We start from the raw sequence: 16,037 nt of genomic DNA on the forward strand, positions 1-16,037 counted from the left end.
TCACCGGGCGGATCCGGGAAAGGACTTTCCCTGCCCCGGTCACACTGATCGTCGAGGCGCAGTCGGTCAAGGGCATCACTACGACGAGGCACCGAGCACGCGGAGAAGACTGACACGCAGCGCGTCCCGTGCGGACGCGGCGGACAGCCGGCCCGCGGCCTGCTCCTCGCTCGCGGCATGGCCGAGCGTGATGGTCGCCGAGACCAGCCAGTCGAGGGGGCGCCGGTCGTCGAACGCAGCGCGGCAGGGACTTCGACCACCATGTCCGTACGCTCCGCCGGCGCCGCGCGCGCCGATCTCGTCGCCGACACCGCCCTCGCCCTGCTCGCCGAACGCGGGATGCGCGGGCTGACCCACCGGGCGGTGGACGTGGCGGCCGGACTGCCGCAGGGCTCCACCTCGAACGTGGCCCGCACCCGCCAGGCCCTGCTGGAGCCGGCCGTGCGACGCCTCGCCGACCGGGAGGCGCGGGTGCTCCGCTGGACGAGATGCCGGACCCGGTGGCCGGGACGGAGTCCCTGGTGGACGCCCTCGCGCTCGCCGCCCACCGCGCGCTGACCCGCAACCGCGATCTCACGCCGGCCCGCTACGAACTGGCCCTGGAGGCGACCCGCCGCCCGGAGCTGCGCGCCTACTTCGACGCGGCCGACCGCCAAACCCTCGCCTGGAAGTGCGCGGGCCTGACCGACGAGCAGCTGCGCACCGCGGCGGTGCCGCCCTCCGAGCTGTCCCTGCTGGGGCTGGTGCGGCACATGGCGGACGTGGAGCGGGCCTGGTTCCGCCGGGTGCTGGTGGACGACGACCCCGGGCCGATCTTCTACAGCGAGGCGGATCCGGACGGCGAGTTCCATCTCACCGATGCGGACACCTGGGAGCAGGCCGGCACGGCCTGGCAGGAGGAGATCGCCGCCGCCCGGCGCAACGCGGCGGGCTTCGCCCTGGACGACCTGTCCAAGGGCCACAGCCGGCACGCGGGCGGCCCGGTCTGCCTGCGCTGGATCTACACCCACATGATCGAGGAGTACGCGCGGCACAACGGCCACGCCGACCTGATCCGCGAGCGGCTGGACGGCGCCACCGGCGACTGACCGTCACCCCGGAGGACCGGCGGGGCCTCCGTCCGGGGGCGGAGATCACCCGTGCGGGGCATCCTGTGCCCGTCCGGCCCTCGCGGGGCCGCCGGAACCAGCAGAGTGACGCGGGTGCATCGAACGACGACCGCAGCGACGCTCGCAGTGACCGTGGCCCTGTCGGCCCTGACCGGCTGTGTCACGGTGCAGCGTCCCGCCGCACCCGGACCTGCGGCCCCCTCCCAGTCACCGCTGGCCCGTTCCGACGGGCGCACCGGTCCCCAGATCGTGCAGGCACCTGCCCGTGAGGCCCTGGAGATGGTCGGCCCCTCCCGCCGCCCCACCAAGGGTCCCGCCTCCCTGTCACCCCGCGGCAACCCGGCCACGCCCGCACCGAGGGGCACGGCGCCGGCCGACGACCGCCCCCAGCAGCGGCCCCGCGCCACGCCCCGCCCGGACCGGACCCCGCACCGTCCTCCGGTGGACCTCTCCGGCATCCCGGAGCAGGCCCGCCGGGACCTGCGCAGCACACCGGACATCTGCGGCCTGGGCAAGCGCTACGGCGGCTGGCGCGCGGACAGCCCGGAGACGGTCATCTGCCGGAACGCCTACGGCAGATGACCGCGGCCGGGCGGTGTGTGGACGCAACCGGGGCGGGTTGGCGGACCCGGCGGCGCAGGGCGCTGCCGAGCCAGATCGGCAGAGCTGGCGGCGCAGGGCGCTGCCATGCCGGGTCGGTGAACCCGGCGGTGTTGGGGGGCTGCCAGCGCAGATCGGCGGACCCGGCGGTGTCAGAGGCGCTGCCTCGGCGGCCCGGTCGGCCCCTCGCCCCCGCCGTCGCCCCTGCCCCCGCCCAGCCTCCGCTCCAGGCGCCGGATGGCGCTGCGCACCCCCGCGCCGTAGCGGTCGTCGGCGAGGGTGCCGGCCGCCGAGCGGGCGCGGTGCAGGTGTGCGCGGGCGGCGTCGGAGCGGCCGAGCCGGGCGTAGTCGGCGGCGAGATCGAGGTGCAGGGCCGGGTAGAGGGCACGCACGGCGACGGCTCCCTCGCCGGCGGTCGCGCGGTCGCCGCCCGCCTCCTCGGCCGCCGTCAGCGCCCGCAGATCCCAGGCCAGTTCGGTCTCCGGGTCGTCCTGGGTGTCGGCGAGGCAGCGTGCCAGGGTGCAGCGGTGCAGCGGGTCGCCGTGCTCGCCCAGCTCCGTCCAGAGGCCGAGCAGCCGGTGCCGGGCCTCCTCCCGGTCCCCGGCGTGGTGGAGCATCACGACCTGGCCGATCCGTGTCAGCAGGTCCTCCGCCGCCACCTGCCGCTGCCCTTCGGCCACCGCACCCTCCGCACCGCTCGCCCGCTCGCCCGCTGTCCGCTGTCCGCTGTCCGCTGTCCGCTGTCCGCTCCGACGCTAACGGCAGCGGACGGCGATGCAGGTCAGCCGCACCGTGAGGGGTGGGCCGAATGATCACGCACAGCGTGTGGGAGCCGGCGTCCCGCACCCCGGAAACCGGACCACGGCCCGCGTCAGCCGAGGCACGGCCCGCGTCAGCCGATGTTCGGGATGGTCCAGTCGATCGGCTCGTGCCCCTGCGCGGCGACCGCCTCGTTGATCTGGCTGAACGGGCGCGAGCCGAAGAACTTCTTCGCCGACAGCGGCGAGGGGTGCGCCCCCTTGACCACCGCGTGCCGCGACTGGTCGATCAGCGGCAGCTTCTTCTGCGCGTAGTTGCCCCACAGCACGAACACCGCCGGGTCGGGCCGCGAGGCCACCGCGCGGATCACCGCGTCGGTGAACTTCTCCCAGCCGCGGCCCTTGTGCGAGTTGGCCTCGCCCGCGCGGACCGTGAGCACCGCGTTGAGCAGCAGCACGCCCTGCTCGGCCCACGGCATCAGATAGCCGTTGTCCGGGATGGGCGTGCCCAGATCGGCGTTGAGCTCCTTGTAGATGTTCCGCAGCGACGGCGGGATCTTCACCCCGGGGCGGACCGAGAAGCACAGGCCGTGCCCCTGGCCCTCCCCGTGGTACGGGTCCTGTCCGAGGATCAGGACCTTGACCTTGTCGTACGGCGTGGCGTCCAGCGCCGCGAAGACCTCCTCGCGGGGCGGGTAGACGGGACCCTTCGCCCGCTCCTCCTCGACGAACTCGGTCAGCTCCTTGAAGTAGGGCTGCTGCAGCTCGTCGCCCAGAACCCCGCGCCAGGACTCGGGCAGCATGGCGATGTCGGTCACGTCAACGTCCTCACGGTCGTGGTCACTTGCAGGTCTCAGAACCTACCGGTGACCACTGACATCGCGCCCCGCGAACGGCCTTCCCCCGCTCTACCAGCTGGTCTTCCGGGACAGCTCCCACAGGGTCATGATCGTGGACGGGTCCAGGGACCGCTCGGCGCCTGAGATGTCCCGGCTCACCGCCAGGAACTGGCGGCCCTGCCACAGCGGCAGCAGACGGACGTCGTCGACCAGGATCTGCTGGGCCTCCTCGAACTGCTTCACCACGTTGCCGCGGTCGCTCTCCCTGCGGGAGGTGGGCAGCAGCTTCTGGGTGATCTCGGTGGCCTCGTACGGGGTGCCCAGCGCGTTCTGCTTGCCCACGAACGGGGCGATGTAGTTGTCCGCGTCCGGGAAGTCCGGGAACCAGCCACGGCCGAACACCGGGTACTCGCCCTTCTGGTAGCCGGTGACGTACGTCTTCCAGGGCCGGCTCTTGAGCGTGATCTTGAACAGGCCGGAGGAGTCCAGCTGCCGCTTCAGCTCCTTGAACAGCAGAGCCGTCTCCGAGCCGTAGCGGTCGGTGGTGTACCAGAAGGTGAGCGGCACCGGTTCGGTGATGCCGGCCTCGGTGAGGATCTGCCGGGCCTTCTCGACGCTCGGGTCGCCGAAGTCGTCGAAGAAGCCGGTCGTGTGGCCGGCCACCCCCTTGGGGACCATGGAGTACAGGGGGTCGACGGTGTCCTTGTAGACCTTGTGCGCGATGGCCCCGCGGTCGACGATCTGGGCGATGGCCTGGCGGACGGCCTTCTTGCCGACCCAGGGGTGCTTGGGGTTGAACACCAGGTAGCTGATGTCGGCGCCGGTGCCCTCGACCAGCTGGAGGTCCTCCTCCTTGGAGGTCTTGCCCTGGAGCTTTATGACGTCGGCGGCGGCCAGACCGCGGTCGGTGAGGTCGATCTGCTCGTCCCGGAGCGCCTTGACCATGGAGGCGGAGTCCTGGAAGTAGCGGATCGTCACCGCGTTGTTCTTGTGCTCCGCGTAACCCTTGTACTTGTCGTTGCGGACGAGTTCGGCCCGCTTGCCCTCCTCGTAGACCTGGAGCTTGTACGGCCCGGAGCCGACGACGCTCCGCTCCTTGCGGAGGCTGTCGGCCGGGTAGGCCTTCGGGGAGACGATCGCCATGGCGGGCGTGGAGAGCACGAACGGGAAGGTGGCGTCGGGCTGGTTGAGGTGGAAGACGACCTCGCGCTCGTTGGGCACCTGCACCCGGTCGAGGCTGGTCAGCAGACCGGCCGGGCCACCGTTGACGTTGATCATGCGGATCCGGTCGATGGAGTGTTTGACCGCCTTGGCGTCGAGAGGGGTGCCGTCGGAGAACTCCAGGCCCTCACGCATCTCGCAGCGGAAGACGCGGTTGGAGTTGTCGGTGAACTCGCAGTTCTCCGCGGCGTCCGGCTGGGGTGTGGACGAGCCGACGGGGTAGCTCAGCAGGGTCTGATAGATGTTGCGGAACAGTTCCCAGGAGCCGTCCCAGGAGGCGGCAGGATCCAGCGTGCTGGGGGCACTGGTCGTTCCGACAACGATCGGTCCCTCGTCCTCCGGGGTGTCGGACGACAGGACGCCACAGCCGGCGACCAGCGCCGATATGGACGCGATGGCCGCCACGCGCCGCAGGCATCGGTTCCGGTTGAACACGCGCACGCTCCTCGATCTGCCATACCAAGGGTCGGCAGACCTTACCGCAGTGTTCCGCCTGGTGGCTGCACTCCGTACGGTCCTTGAGACGAGACGCCCGATGACTACGATGTCAAAGGCCCTGTGCGGCTCCGATACACCGGCACGGCCGCCGTTTTGGTCAACGGGCGCCCGTGCCGGGGTTCGTGCTGACGCCGGCACATCCGATGCCGGCGTCAGCACATGAGGTGCCGCTCGGCTCAGGCGACACCCGCGTTCAGGAAGATGCCGCCGTCGACCACCAGGGTCTGGCCGGTGACCCAGTCCGACTGCTCGGAGGTGAGGAAGGCCGCGGCGCCCCCGATGTCGGACGGCACGCCGAGCCGGCCCAGCGGGTAGGCCGCGGCGGCCTCCGCCTCCCGGCCCTCGTAGAGCGCCTGGGCGAACTTGGTCTTGACCACGGCCGGGGCGATCGCGTTGACCCGCACCTTGGGCGCGAACTCGTGCGCCAGCTGGACGGTCAGGTTGATCATCGCGGCCTTGCTGACGCCGTAGGCGCCGATGAAGGGCGAGGGCGCGAGGCCCGCGACGGAGGCGATGTTGACGATCGCGCCGCCGTTGTCCTTCTGCCAGGCGTGCCAGGTGCGCTGGGCGAAGCCGAGGGCCGAGATCACATTGGTCTCGAACACCTTGCGGGCCACGTTCAGGTCGAGGTCGGCGATCGGCCCGAACACCGGGTTGGTCCCGGCGTTGTTGACCAGGAAGTCGACCCGGCCGAAGGTCTCCATGGTGCGCTCGACGGCGGCGGCCTGGTGCTGCTCGTCGTGCGCCTTGCCGACGACGTACATGGCGCGGTCGGCGCCGAGCCGCTCGACGGCCTCCTTGAGGGAGTCCTCGTTGCGGCCGGTGATGCAGACGCGGTCACCGCGTGCGACGAGGGCCTCGGCGACGCCGTAGCCGATGCCCCGGCTGGCGCCGGTGACCAGGGCGACCTTGCCCGAGAGTTCCACTGAAGTCATGTTCCGGTCTTCCTAGTCGAGGGGTCCGCCGGCCACGTACAGCACCTGGCCGGAGACGAATCCTGCCGCGTCGCCGGTGAAGAAGGCGATCGCGTTGGCGACGTCCTCGGGCTCGCCGACGCGGGCGACGGGGATCTGGGTGGCGGCGGCGGCCTTGAAGTCCTCGAAGCCCATGCCGACCCGTTGCGCGGTGGCCTTGGTCATCTCGGTGGCGATGAAGCCGGGGGCGACGGCGTTGGCGGTGACGCCGAACTTGCCGAGCTCCTTGGCGAGGGTCTTGGTGAAGCCCTGCAGACCGGCCTTGGCGGCGGAGTAGTTGACCTGGCCGCGGTTGCCGAGCGCGGAGGAGGACGACAGGTTGACGATCCGGCCGAAGCCGGCGTCCACCATGTGCTTCTGGCAGGCCCGCGACATCAGGAAGGCGCCGCGCAGGTGCACGTTCATGACGGTGTCCCAGTCCGCGACGCTCATCTTGAACAGCAGATTGTCGCGCAGCACGCCCGCGTTGTTCACCAGGATGGTGGGAGCGCCGAGCTCCTCGGTGATCCGCGCGACGGCGGCCTCGACCTGCGCCTCGTCGGAGACGTCACAGCCCACGGCGATGGCCTTGCCGCCGGCGGCGGTGATCTTCTCGACGGTGTCCTTGCAGGCGGCCTCGTCGAGGTCGAGCACGGCGACCGCGCGGCCCTCGGCGGCCAGTCGTACGGCGGTGGCGGCGCCGATTCCGCGCGCGGCGCCGGTGACGACCGCGACCCGCTGCTCAGTGGTGGACATTGCTGCTTCTCCTCGCCCTTGGGATGCGGCTCCTGCGGCCGTCACCGATGGGTGAGCGACCGCTTAGTACCTTCAGCAGACGTGACGCTAGAAGCCCTGGCACCCGGTGTCAACGGCACACCCGCGTCTGTGATCCATTCCCCGCCGCTTCTCGCCTCAGCCCGGCCACCCTCTCGCTTCGGACCGGTTCGCCTTCGCTCGGTTCGGCCCGCCCTTCGCTTCGGCCCTGACCGGCCGGGGTACAGGGCGATATCGCGCCCCGGCCGTCCGCGGCACCCGATCGGCCTACGGCTGCGCGCCCCGGCGCCGGGCCGCCCCTGGGGCCTTTCGTTTGGATCAGCCCGCGGGAATCGCCGGCGCCTTGTCAGCACCGGTGAGCGGGGTCTGGTGCGTGCAGCTGCAAGGCGGAGGAGGGCGCCGATGCGGAGCATCGGCAACCGGTGACAACGCCGCAGATGTGCGTGCCAGACCCCGCGTCCGCGGGCTGCTCCAGACGACAGGCCCTAGCGTCGAAACGCGAGCCACCCGCGAGGGGAAAGGAGGCGCGTCATGCGTCGTCGCACCGGTGCCCTGGGCACGCTGATCGCGCTCACCGCGACCCTGCCCCTGGCCGGTACCGCGCACGCCGGGCCCGATGTGGACCTGGACTGCGGTGACTTCCGCTGGCAGGAGGACGCCCAGCTGGTGTTCGACGCGGACCGGCGTGATCCGCACCGGCTGGACGAGGACGCGGGTCCCGACGACGGCATCGCCTGCGAGGCACTCCCCCGCCGCTACGACCAGGGCGACACCTCCTCCACGAGCCGCCCCCGGCCGGGCACCCCGACGCCCGCCCCGGTCACTCCGTCTCCTGCCTCCGCCTCTCCAAGCACTCCCACTTTCACTCCCGCTCCTACGCCTTCGCCCACGCGCACCGCGCCCCCGGCCACGGCGACCGCGGCCACCGGCAGCGCTCCCGCCGTGCCGCCCACGACGGCGGCGCCCTCCCCGCCGCGGGGCGTGGCGGGCGGCCTGGGCGGCGCGTCGGACGCGGGACCGGCCGCCTGGGAGGTGGCGGTCGGCGCGGTGTTCGCGGCGAGCGCGGCCGCGGCGGGCGGCTACCTGATCAGGCGCCGCCGCGCCTGACGCCGGTCACCGCACCGGTCACCGCACCAGCACCTGGAGCAGCCGCTCCGTCTCGGCCGCCGGGTCGGCGGTGAGCCCGGTGTGCACCGGGCCGGGCTGCACGATGGTGGAGCGGGGCGCGATCAGCCAGCGGAAACGGCGCCCGGCGTCGTCCCGCGCCGCCTGGCCCGCCGCGTCGCCGCCCGCGCACACCTGCTCGACGGCACGCAGCGCGGCCCGGACCCCGGCCAGGTCCACGTCCGGGTCGAGGGCCAGCAGCCTGGCCTCGTCGAGATGGGTGCGGGCGGCGACGAACCCGAGGGGCCGGCAGTACACCAGCACCCCGGCGTTGACGCACTCGCCGCGTTCGATGCGCGGGACCACGCGCAGCACGGCGTACTCGTAGACATGGCGGTCGCCCGCCCGACGGCCGCTCATCGGTCGCCTCCGAGTCCCTGGATGCGCTGGTGGACGGTGGGGGCGCGGTCGAGCAGCGGCCGGGCGTAGGCGCGGCGCAGCTCGTCGGGGGTGTCGAAGCCCGGCTCGCCGGTCAGCCAGGCGTCCGGGATCTCGGCGGTGACCTCGGCGAGCAGGTCTTCGGTGACCCGGGGCGCGAGGTCGGCCGCGGCGGACGCCACGTCGGGGGCGAAGGGCCGCAGGGCGTGGTCGCCGGCGTCGTAGGGGCGGGCGGCCAAGGCGGCGGCGCCGGGCCAGTTGTGGTGCCAGATCATGGTCGCCCCGTGGTCCACGAGCCACAGCTCGCCGCGCCGGCGCAGCAGGTTGGGGTTGCGCCAGGAGCGGTCCACGTTGCCCACCAGGGCGTCGAACCAGACGATCCGCCCGGCCTCCTCCGCGCTCACGTCGAAGGCGAGCGGGTCGAAACCGAGCGCCCCGGAGAGGAAGTCCATGCCGAGGTTGGTGCCGCCGCTGGACTTCAGCAGCTGCTGCACCTCCTCGTCGGGTTCGCCCAGCCCGAGCACGGGATCGACCTCGACGGTGACCAGGCGCGGCACGCGCAGTCCCAGCCGGCGGGCGAGTTCCGCGCAGACCACCTCGGCCACCAGGGTCTTGCGGCCCTGTCCGGCGCCGGTGAACTTCAGGACGTAGGTGCCGAGGTCGTCGGCCTCGATCAGTCCCGGCAGCGAGCCGCCCTCGCGCAGCGGCGCGATGTACCGGGTGGCGGTGACTTCCTTGAGCATCGCCCCAGGCTACTGGCGTGTCCCCGCAGGTCGGGCGCGCCTCGGGCCCAAAGGCGTGCGTGTGCGGCGGCCGGGCACGGCCTGCCTCCCGGTTGCTCCCGGCCGGTCCGGCTGCGGCAGATCGTGAACGGGGCGGGCCCGCGGGCCGTACCTGAGACCGGATCGCGAACCCGACCGGAAGGAAGTCCCCGGCATGACCAGCGCATCGCAGCAGCCCGCACCGGGACCGGCGCGTCGGACCGTCGTGGCGGCGGTCGGAGCGGTGGGTCTCACCGCCGCGCTGACCGCGTGCTCCGGCTCGGACGACGGCGGCTCCACCTCGGTGGACGCCGGCTCGGACGGCCAGGGCGGCGGGGGTTCGGGCGGGGGCGACGCGGCCGCCGGTGGTGCCGCCCTGGCGTCCACCGCGGAAATCCCCGAGGGCGGCGGCAAGGTGTTCGCCGACGAGAAAGTGGTGGTGACGCAGCCGAAGGCGGGCGAGTTCAAAGCGTTCTCGGCGACCTGCACCCATCAGGGCTGTGTGGTCAAAGGCATCGCCGACGGGGTCATCAACTGCCCCTGCCACAACAGCAAGTTCTCCATCGCCGACGGCAGTGTGCAGGGCGGGCCGGCACCCAAGCCGCTGCCCGCCGTGGAGATCACCGTGAACGGGGACTCCATCACGCTCGCCTGAGCGGTCAGTGCCGGACCGTACGGCACTGGTGGGCGCGGGTCTCCGCGGGGCCGGGCTCGCCGGGCGGGCCGGCCAGGTGGGTCAGCAGTTCGCCGGTGGTCGTCAGGGTGGCGACCAGGGCGAGGGTGTGGCGGATCAGGGCGCGGGTGTAGTCGGCGGGCACGCCCGCGATGGCGTCCGTGGGGACGACCACGGTGTATCCGCGGTTCACCGCGTCGAACACGGTGTTGGGCACGGCCACATTGGCCGAGACGCCGGTCACGATCAGGGTGTGACAGCCGAGGTTGCGTAGCAGTGCGTCGGCCTCGGTGCCCTGGATCGGGGAGAGCCCGTGCAGCCGCCGCACCACGAGGTCCTCGTCGGTGACCTCGATCGGGGCGGCGACGCGGACGGCGGCGCTGCCGGTCAGCTGCCGTACCGGGAGCCGTTCGGCGGCGCGGAACAGCCGGGCGTTGCGGCCGGCGCCCCGGCCGTCCGGGCGGCGTTCGGCGACGGCGTGCAGCACCTGGACGCCGCGTGCGTGCGCGGCGGCGACGAGGCGGGCGATGTTGCCGAGCGCGCCCGAGGAGCGGGCCTCCTCGGCGAGTTCGGGCAGCGCGCTGTCGGGTCCGACGACGCCCTCCTGGCACTCGACGGTGAGCAGGGCGGTGCCGGCCGCGTCGAGCGGGTGGCCGAGCTGGGTGTGCAACGGCACGGTTCCCCCTGGGCGTCGGCTGGTGGGCGGGGTGAGGTTAGTCACGATTGCGTGCGGAAGGAAGACATCTCATCCTTCTCTGACGTGATGTCAGAGGATCATCTCTGGCACGACGTGGGAGCAGGACGGGAACAAGAGGGGGACGTATGGCCGCCACGCAGCGCCGGGGCCGGAAGATCATGATGACGCCCGGTGAGCTGGACGAGTTCCTCACCACGCAGCGCACCTGCCGGGTCGCCACGGTGTCCGCGGACGGCATGCCGCACGTCAGCGCCCTGTGGTTCGTCTGGGACGGCACCTCGCTGTGGCTGTACTCGGTGGTGCGGAGCAAGCGGTGGGCGCAGCTGCGCCGGGATCCGCGGGTGGCGGTCGTGGTGGACACCGGCGAGGAGTACGAGGAGCTGCGCGGGGTGGAGCTGTCGGGCCGGGTGGAGTTCGTGGGCGAGATCCCGCGCACCGGTGAGCTGTGCGCCGAACTCGATGTCCCCGAGACGCTGTTCGCCCGCAAGAACTTCGGGCTGGACGAGATGCCGCACGACGGCCGGCACGCCTGGCTGCGGCTGACCCCGGAGAAGATCGTGTCCTGGGACTTCAGAAAGCTGGGCGCGGTGCGGTAGCCGGCCGCACCCGGCCTTCCTGCCCGCCTCCTGGAGCGCGTGCACCGCGGCCCGGATTGGGGAAGACCTCGTCCCGGTCAGACCGGCACCGTGTCCGCCGCCTCGGCCTGCGGCCGGCCGCGCGCTCCGCGCGCCTCGCTCATCGCCAGGCCCGCGACCGAGCCCAGCATCAGCAGAGTGCCGGCCAGTGTCGTCACGGTGAGCCGCTCGCCGAGCAGGGTGACCGCGAGCACCGCCGCGCTCACCGGCTCCAGCAGCATGATCACGGAGACCGTGGCGGACCGGACGACGGCCGCACCGGCGAAGTAGAGGCCGTAGGCGAGCGCCGTCGGCACGGTCGCGATGTAGGCGATCAGTCCCGCCAGCAGGGCGGGGTCGTCGGCGTGCGGCAGCAGGCCCTCGACCGCCGCCAACGGCAGCAGCAGCACGCTGGTGACGGCGAAGGCGTCGACGGTCGTCCCGGAGGCGTCCGTCCGGCCGTCGCGGCCCCACCAGCGGGTGAGCAGGGTCATCGCCGAGTACCCGGCGGCGGACAGCAGTGCGAGCAGCACGCCCCAGGCGTCCACCGTGGCCTTTCCCCCGCCGAGCACGAGCACCACGAGGCCGAGCAGTGCGCCCGCCACCGCGGCGGCTCCGGTGCCTCCCAGCCGCTCCCCGAGGAACACCCGCGCCCCGAGCGCGATGAGCACGGGCCCGGCACCGAGGGTGACCACGGTGGCGACGGCGAGGCCGGTGGCGGAGACGGCGGCGAAGTAGGCCGTCTGGAAGACGGCGAGCCCGGCCCCGGTGGCCGCGGCACGCAGCGCACGGCGCCGCAGCGGCTCGGGCCCGGCGGTCCGGGCGCGCGGCAGCAGCAGGCGGGCCCCGAGCAGCAGCACCAGCCCGGCCGCGCAGCGCCAGAAGGACAGGGTGACGGGCCCCATGTCACCGGCCCGGTAGGCCAGGGATGCTGCGGCGCCCGCGGTGCCCCAGGCGGCACCGGCGACGATCAGATAGAGCAGGCCACGCCCGACAGGCAGGGCCGAGGAAGCGTTCGACACGAGTTCTCTCCGCAGAAGCGCGCACACGCCCGAGCGGGCGGGGCGCGGAAGTTCGGAAGGATTCCGCGACGTCGAGCCGGATCAGCGCTCAACGGGAGCGCCGGCTCGGCGAAATCCAGGGACCTCGTCTGCGGGCAGCACCGTCAGACCCGGCGAGCTGCCGGGCCTGGGGACGGAAGGGCCCGCCTCAGGCGGCCGGGGGCGGAAGAACAAGTGCGCGCGCGTGCATGATCAGCACCTTAGGCCGCCTTCCCCGGAGCGGACAACTCCCGTTCGGGTCCGCCACCGGCCACGGGCTGCTCCGAGCCCTTCGCCGGGGCGGAGGACTGGGCGATGAAGGCGCCCGCCAGCACGACCACACCGCCGACGATCTGCGGCGCCGACAGATGCTCGCCGAGCAGGACCCATGCCAGTACGGTCGCGATGACCGCTTCCAGGCAGGCCACCACGCCGGCGACCTGGGGCGAGAGGCGGCGCACCGACAGGACGCCGGTGACATAGGCGATCACCGTGGCGAGCAGGACGATCCAGGCCAGCAGCGCGAACGCGGCGACCGGGGTGCCGTTCATCTCCGCGCTGCCCGCGAGCACCGGCCAGTCCATGGACCAGGGGCGGGCGACGACGGTGAGGACGGCGGCGCCGATCAGCAGCCCGTAGGCGATGACACCGAGCGGGTCGGGTGCCTCGTCCCCGGCGTCGCCGCCCCGGTCGGAGAGGACGAAGTAGCCGACCTGGCAGCAGGCGGCGCCGAGCGCCAGCAGCAGTCCGAGGGCGTCGAAGCCGAGCCCGGCCCACACCTCCACGACGCAGGCGAGTCCGCCGACCGCCAGCACCACGCCGACCGCGGCGGCGCGGGTCACCGGCCGGCGCTGCACATACCGCACCCAGCCGAGGACCAGCGCCGGCGCCAGATACTCGACCAGCAGCGCCACACCGACGGGGATCCGGGAGATGGCGGCGAAGTAGCAGGCCTGCACACCGGCGACGGCGAACAGCCCGAACCCGGCGAGCAGCCCCGGACGGCTGCGCAGCAGCCCCCGGTGACGCACCGCCAGTGGCACCATGACGAGGGCGCCGCCGGCCACCCTGAGCCAGACGACGTGGAGCGGGTCGAGTCCCGCCTCGATCAGCGGCTTGGCCGCGACACCGGATCCCCCGAAGGCCACGGCGGACAGCAGGGCAAGGCCGAGGCCTATGCCTTTGCCGCGATGGCTCCGGGTGCTGACAGATGTATGCACCGGCCCATGATGACAGGCGACGACAGGAGCGTCACCCCCTATGACACCTGTCTCACGGGCTGGACGGCAGGGCAGCGCGCGGCGGCGGAGGGGGCTGCGGAAGCGTCAGGCCACCAAGGCGTCCCGGATGCCGGTCCGTTCACCAGGAGGCCGGGTCCTGGCGCCCTACGGGGCACTCCCCGCCGGCGCCGCCGGGCGACGGGTCCGCCGACCCGTCCTCGTGACGGCCGTTGAGCGTCTCGACGCGGGTGTACACATCGTGCGGGTCGATGCCGGCCCGCTGCAGGACCTCGACGGCCCGCGCCTGAGGGTCGGTGACGAGCGCCGCGAGCAGGTCCACGCCCCGGACCGCGGCGTCGTCGCGGCGCCGGGCGCGCTCCTGGGCGTGCTCCATGCAGGCGGCGGCCAGCGGCGAGAACCCCTCGGCCTCCGTCACCACGGGAACGCCGCCGGAGTCCTCGACCCCGCCCTGCCAGCGCAGTCCGTAGCCGATGCTGCGCTGGACCAGGTAGCCGAGCAGCCGGGCGATCCCCGGGCCGTCGCCGAAGACGGACCGGACCTCGGCGTCGCTCTCCAGCAGCGAGTGCAGCAGATGAGCGGTGTCGATCTGCCGGTCCCCGTCCCGGAGCACCCGGCGGCGGGCACCGGCGACGGCCGCAGCCAGCTCCGGGCTGAGCCTGGCATCGTTGTCCGCGCTCCGGCCGGACCGCTCCTGCGGTTCCCGGTCGGACTGGCGTGGGATACGGGGTTGCACGTCCCCCACCTCATCAGCCCCAGGGAGCCTGGTCATCCCCGGCGGGAAGCATTCCGGCGTCCCACAGGAAGCTGACACGGCCGCCCGGCATCTCCTCCTTGCGGATGAGATCAGGCCGTTCTTCCCCGAGGGGCGCGCGCCGCCTTGCGCCGCGCCCCCGAGGGCAACCGATGAACCGCGCCGTTGGTCCAACTGGGTCATGGAGAGCAGCTGCTGGCTGGTGGCCCTGCCCGCGGTGGACGGCAGACAGTACGTCTACCGCGTGCACGCCCCCGTGAACGCGCTGCTCGCCGACCTGTTCTGGGAGGCATGGCACTGCCACGACGAGGGCCCCCATCCCGCGCGTGCGACATCTTCGACGCGGCGGTCATACGCCGGATCGGCTGACGACCCGGCACCCCTCCTGCCGCACCGGCACGGCGCCCCGCACCTGTCGTGTGCGGGGCGCCGTGCCGGGCCCCCGTGGGGGTGACGGTCCGTCAGTGCTCGTCGGCGAGGATCAGATACAGCTTCTGGCGGGCCTCGTTGATGACGGCGAGGGCCTTCTCGCGCTGCTCCTTGCTGCCGGTCTTCCAGACCTGCCCGAAGGCCTCCATCAGTCCGAAGCCGGCCTGGCGGATCTCGTTGAGCGCCTCCCAGTCGACCCCGCGCGAGGCCTCCTCCCAGGGAGCCTCGGGGCCTTCCTCGGAGGCCGCCCGGCCCTCCTCGGTGAGCGAGAACAGCCGCTTGCCGCCCCCACCCTCGGTCTCACTGGTGATCAGCCCCTCGTCCTCCAGCAGCTGGAGGGTCGGGTACACCGAGCCGGGGCTGGGCTTCCAGGCCCCTCCGCTGCGCTCGGCGATCTCCTGGATCATCTCGTAGCCGTGCATGGGCCGGTCCTTCAGCAGGGCGAGGATCGAGGCCCGCACATCACCGCGCCGTGCCCTGCCCCTCGGTCCGCCGCGCCCTCGTCCGCCCCAGGGGCCGTGTCCGAATCCCGGACCGAAGCCCGGCCCCCCGCCGGGACCTCCGGGCCCGAAGGGCCCGAACGCCGCCCGCAGCCGCTCGGCATCTGCGACGAAACCGCCGCGCCGCTCGCCGTGACCGCACCCGTGCTCGTAACCGTGCGTACGCATCGCCAACCACTCTCCATTCCATCGTTGATCTGTCGCGATGCCTCAACGATATATCGGTACGCGGGATGCGGCAAGGCCCGGCCCGAGCGCGGTGCGGAAATCGGCCACAGTCCGGTCACGCGGCGGGAACGCCGCCGACGAAGGTGCGTTCCGGCGGCGAGGCCACGAGTTCGACGGTGGTGCCGGCCCGGAGGTCGTCGCCGAGGACCCGCGTGATCGCATCGGTGAGCGCGGCGCCGAGGCGTGCGGTGATCTCGGCGGCGTCGGGGCGGTCGAAGACGCCGGCACGGACACCCAGGACCACCGAGGCGCATGTGTCCACGGCCTTGCCGCCCTGCCCGAAGCGCCCCGCGGGAACCCCGGCCAGGCGGATGCCGACGAGGTCGCGGGCCCAATCGCCGTAGACGCCCACGACCGCGTCGGTCAGCGCGGCGATCAGCGCGGACTCGCTCTGCTGGCCCACCTGGAGTACGACGGCCCCACGAGCATCAACGAGCTGGCCGACCGGCTGGAGGTGGCCCCGACCACGGTCAGCCTCATGGTCAGCGAACTGTCACGGCCGGGCATCCTGCAGCGCACCGCCGATCCTGCCGACCGCCGTCGCCGCATCGTCGCCATCGCCCCCGCCTACGCCGCGGCGATCGGCGAATGGCTCTCCGGCAGCGCCTCCGCCTGGGAACGTGTCATGCGCGATCTGAGCCCCGCGGAACGCGCCACGGTCATCAAGGCCCTGCACGCCTACGAGGCCGCCCTGGAGCAGTCGGCCCGCCGGCAGCCGAACGCGTAGCTCGTCAGCGGGCCGGGACCGGCCCGCCCGAGTCGGACGCCGGACCCCGGCAACCGGGCCAGCACTCGTGAATTGGCCTTGG

General features: G+C 72.9%; 20 protein-coding genes and 1 pseudogene. 8 read left to right on the forward strand and 13 right to left on the reverse strand.

Going from position 1 to position 16,037, the window contains the following annotated elements:
• The first annotated feature begins 261 nt into the window (after positions 1–261).
• The 3 genes from ABD198_RS06280 (at position 262) to ABD198_RS06290 (ending at position 1,691) form a co-directional block, all read left to right on the forward strand.
• Positions 262–558, forward strand: coding sequence for a TetR/AcrR family transcriptional regulator (locus ABD198_RS06280; protein ID WP_343998381.1), 297 nt, complete (start codon positions 262–264; stop codon positions 556–558).
• Entirely contained in the window at positions 489–1,088 is a 600-nt protein-coding gene (locus ABD198_RS06285; RefSeq protein WP_343998382.1) for a mycothiol transferase, read from the forward strand. The genes ABD198_RS06280 and ABD198_RS06285 overlap by 70 nt, the downstream gene beginning before the upstream one ends.
• A gap of 114 nt (positions 1,089–1,202) precedes the next feature.
• The gene (locus tag ABD198_RS06290) at positions 1,203–1,691 is read left to right on the forward strand and encodes a hypothetical protein (protein WP_343998383.1); all 489 of its coding nucleotides are present in this window, start codon (positions 1,203–1,205) and stop codon (positions 1,689–1,691) included.
• 170 nt (positions 1,692–1,861) lie between these two features.
• Here the strand turns inward: ABD198_RS06290 and ABD198_RS06295 are convergent, their stop codons facing one another.
• From ABD198_RS06295 to fabG, 5 genes are all read right to left on the reverse strand, one after another.
• Positions 1,862–2,389: a hypothetical protein gene (locus ABD198_RS06295; RefSeq protein WP_343998384.1), complete on the reverse strand. Its 528-nt coding sequence runs from the start codon at positions 2,387–2,389 to the stop codon at positions 1,862–1,864.
• A gap of 212 nt (positions 2,390–2,601) precedes the next feature.
• Complete coding sequence (gene ung / locus ABD198_RS06300; protein WP_343998385.1) at positions 2,602–3,285, reverse strand: uracil-DNA glycosylase; 684 nt, start codon at positions 3,283–3,285, stop codon at positions 2,602–2,604.
• A 90-nt stretch (positions 3,286–3,375) separates the two neighbouring features.
• Positions 3,376–4,962 (reverse strand): ABC transporter substrate-binding protein, encoded by a 1,587-nt coding sequence (locus ABD198_RS06305; RefSeq protein ID WP_343998386.1) that lies wholly within the window; start codon positions 4,960–4,962, stop codon positions 3,376–3,378.
• Positions 4,963–5,201: 239 nt separating this feature from the next.
• Positions 5,202–5,960 carry an SDR family oxidoreductase gene (locus ABD198_RS06310; RefSeq protein WP_343998387.1) on the reverse strand — a complete coding sequence of 253 codons (759 nt, stop codon included), beginning with the start codon at positions 5,958–5,960 and terminating at the stop codon, positions 5,202–5,204.
• Positions 5,961–5,972: 12 nt separating this feature from the next.
• Positions 5,973–6,734: a 3-oxoacyl-ACP reductase FabG gene (fabG, locus tag ABD198_RS06315; RefSeq protein ID WP_343998388.1), complete on the reverse strand. Its 762-nt coding sequence runs from the start codon at positions 6,732–6,734 to the stop codon at positions 5,973–5,975.
• A gap of 549 nt (positions 6,735–7,283) precedes the next feature.
• On the opposite strand from fabG, the gene ABD198_RS06320 reads away from it, so the two are divergent.
• Positions 7,284–7,859, forward strand: a complete 576-nt coding sequence (locus tag ABD198_RS06320) for an excalibur calcium-binding protein (protein ID WP_343998389.1) — start codon at positions 7,284–7,286, stop codon at positions 7,857–7,859.
• 18 nt (positions 7,860–7,877) lie between these two features.
• On the opposite strand, the gene ABD198_RS06325 is transcribed toward ABD198_RS06320, so the two are convergent.
• Entirely contained in the window at positions 7,878–8,276 is a 399-nt protein-coding gene (locus ABD198_RS06325) for a DUF3037 domain-containing protein (RefSeq protein WP_343998390.1), read from the reverse strand.
• The gene (locus ABD198_RS06330; RefSeq protein WP_343998391.1) at positions 8,273–9,037 is read right to left on the reverse strand and encodes a HipA family kinase; all 765 of its coding nucleotides are present in this window, start codon (positions 9,035–9,037) and stop codon (positions 8,273–8,275) included. Before ABD198_RS06330 ends, ABD198_RS06325 begins: the two co-directional genes overlap by 4 nt.
• 193 nt (positions 9,038–9,230) lie before the next feature.
• Between ABD198_RS06330 and ABD198_RS06335 the strand changes: the two genes are divergently transcribed.
• A complete protein-coding gene (locus ABD198_RS06335) occupies positions 9,231–9,710 on the forward strand; it encodes a Rieske (2Fe-2S) protein (protein ID WP_343998392.1) in 480 nt (159 codons plus the stop codon).
• Positions 9,711–9,714: 4 nt separating this feature from the next.
• Here the strand turns inward: ABD198_RS06335 and ABD198_RS06340 are convergent, their stop codons facing one another.
• Positions 9,715–10,404: a cysteine hydrolase family protein gene (locus ABD198_RS06340; protein ID WP_343998393.1), complete on the reverse strand. Its 690-nt coding sequence runs from the start codon at positions 10,402–10,404 to the stop codon at positions 9,715–9,717.
• A 146-nt stretch (positions 10,405–10,550) separates the two neighbouring features.
• Between ABD198_RS06340 and ABD198_RS06345 the strand changes: the two genes are divergently transcribed.
• A complete protein-coding gene (locus ABD198_RS06345) occupies positions 10,551–11,021 on the forward strand; it encodes a pyridoxamine 5'-phosphate oxidase family protein (RefSeq protein ID WP_343998394.1) in 471 nt (156 codons plus the stop codon).
• Between the two features lie 77 nt (positions 11,022–11,098).
• Here the strand turns inward: ABD198_RS06345 and ABD198_RS06350 are convergent, their stop codons facing one another.
• The 3 genes from ABD198_RS06350 to ABD198_RS06360 all read right to left on the reverse strand — a co-directional run bounded on the left by ABD198_RS06350 (position 11,099) and on the right by ABD198_RS06360 (position 14,053).
• Positions 11,099–12,061, reverse strand: a complete 963-nt coding sequence (locus ABD198_RS06350) for a DMT family transporter (protein ID WP_343998395.1) — start codon at positions 12,059–12,061, stop codon at positions 11,099–11,101.
• Between the two features lie 239 nt (positions 12,062–12,300).
• Positions 12,301–13,299, reverse strand: a complete 999-nt coding sequence (locus ABD198_RS06355) for an EamA family transporter (protein WP_343998396.1) — start codon at positions 13,297–13,299, stop codon at positions 12,301–12,303.
• Between the two features lie 139 nt (positions 13,300–13,438).
• A complete protein-coding gene (locus ABD198_RS06360) occupies positions 13,439–14,053 on the reverse strand; it encodes a Clp protease N-terminal domain-containing protein (protein WP_343998397.1) in 615 nt (204 codons plus the stop codon).
• 199 nt (positions 14,054–14,252) lie between these two features.
• Between ABD198_RS06360 and ABD198_RS06365 the strand changes: the two are divergent.
• Positions 14,253–14,440, forward strand: a pseudogene (locus ABD198_RS06365) (hypothetical protein).
• 92 nt (positions 14,441–14,532) lie between these two features.
• Here the strand turns inward: ABD198_RS06365 and ABD198_RS06370 are convergent.
• Both ABD198_RS06370 and ABD198_RS06375 read right to left on the reverse strand, forming a co-directional pair.
• Positions 14,533–15,168 carry a PadR family transcriptional regulator gene (locus ABD198_RS06370; RefSeq protein ID WP_343998398.1) on the reverse strand — a complete coding sequence of 212 codons (636 nt, stop codon included), beginning with the start codon at positions 15,166–15,168 and terminating at the stop codon, positions 14,533–14,535.
• 115 nt (positions 15,169–15,283) lie between these two features.
• Complete coding sequence (locus ABD198_RS06375) at positions 15,284–15,631, reverse strand: hypothetical protein (RefSeq protein ID WP_343998416.1); 348 nt, start codon at positions 15,629–15,631, stop codon at positions 15,284–15,286.
• Between the two features lie 33 nt (positions 15,632–15,664).
• On the opposite strand from ABD198_RS06375, the gene ABD198_RS06380 reads away from it, so the two are divergent.
• On the forward strand, positions 15,665–15,955 hold the full coding sequence (locus ABD198_RS06380) for a hypothetical protein (RefSeq protein WP_343998417.1): 291 nt from the start codon (positions 15,665–15,667) through the stop codon (positions 15,953–15,955).
• The last annotated feature ends 82 nt before the right edge of the window (positions 15,956–16,037 follow it).

Origin of the sequence: Streptomyces thermocarboxydovorans (genome assembly GCF_039524635.1) — a bacterium.
Lineage (GTDB): Bacteria > Actinomycetota > Actinomycetes > Streptomycetales > Streptomycetaceae > Streptomyces > Streptomyces thermocarboxydovorans.

What these genes read in the sequence shown, in the direction of transcription:
- ABD198_RS06335 (WP_343998392.1), top strand. Translation starts at nt 9,231, where the DNA reads ATGACCAGCGCATCGCAGCAGCCCGCACCGGGACCGGCGCGTCGGACC.
- ABD198_RS06330 (WP_343998391.1), bottom strand. Translation starts at nt 9,037, where the DNA reads ATGCTCAAGGAAGTCACCGCCACCCGGTACATCGCGCCGCTGCGCGAG.
- fabG (WP_343998388.1), bottom strand. Translation starts at nt 6,734, where the DNA reads ATGTCCACCACTGAGCAGCGGGTCGCGGTCGTCACCGGCGCCGCGCGC.
- ABD198_RS06280 (WP_343998381.1), top strand. Translation starts at nt 262, where the DNA reads ATGTCCGTACGCTCCGCCGGCGCCGCGCGCGCCGATCTCGTCGCCGAC.
- ABD198_RS06310 (WP_343998387.1), bottom strand. Translation starts at nt 5,960, where the DNA reads ATGACTTCAGTGGAACTCTCGGGCAAGGTCGCCCTGGTCACCGGCGCC.
- ABD198_RS06345 (WP_343998394.1), top strand. Translation starts at nt 10,551, where the DNA reads ATGGCCGCCACGCAGCGCCGGGGCCGGAAGATCATGATGACGCCCGGT.
- ABD198_RS06325 (WP_343998390.1), bottom strand. Translation starts at nt 8,276, where the DNA reads ATGAGCGGCCGTCGGGCGGGCGACCGCCATGTCTACGAGTACGCCGTG.
- ABD198_RS06370 (WP_343998398.1), bottom strand. Translation starts at nt 15,168, where the DNA reads ATGCGTACGCACGGTTACGAGCACGGGTGCGGTCACGGCGAGCGGCGC.
- ABD198_RS06320 (WP_343998389.1), top strand. Translation starts at nt 7,284, where the DNA reads ATGCGTCGTCGCACCGGTGCCCTGGGCACGCTGATCGCGCTCACCGCG.
- ABD198_RS06285 (WP_343998382.1), top strand. Translation starts at nt 489, where the DNA reads ATGCCGGACCCGGTGGCCGGGACGGAGTCCCTGGTGGACGCCCTCGCG.